Genomic DNA, 245 nt, shown 5'->3' with positions numbered 1-245 from the left:
CACGTACACGGTGTCGCGGTCGATCCAGCCGACCGTATGATGGCCCGGCGCGTCGATCGTGAAGCCGCCGTCCACGAACCGGCGCTCGACGAGATCGAATTCGCGCACGACGACCGCATCGGCGCCGCCCGGCGACAGCGACAGCAGCACGCGATCGCCGTCCGGATACAGGATCGCCTCCTGCTCGAACACCCACGACTCGCCCTCTTCGGCGCCGAGCGCGTCGACGTCGAGCAGCGTCTCCC

General features: G+C 69.4%; 1 protein-coding gene. It reads right to left on the bottom strand.

The genetic code is table 11. The features are described from left to right. Window positions 1-245 (bottom strand): hypothetical protein (locus tag AAEY75_RS16630; RefSeq protein ID WP_502944458.1); only part of this gene is annotated, 245 nt, incomplete at both ends.

The sequence above is a fragment of the Psychrobacter sp. TB55-MNA-CIBAN-0194 genome, from assembly GCF_040309505.1.
Taxonomy (GTDB): Bacteria; Pseudomonadota; Gammaproteobacteria; order Pseudomonadales; family Moraxellaceae; genus Psychrobacter; species Psychrobacter fozii.
Note: the sequence above shows the minus strand (reverse complement) of the source record. Positions and strands in the feature narration are given on the sequence as shown.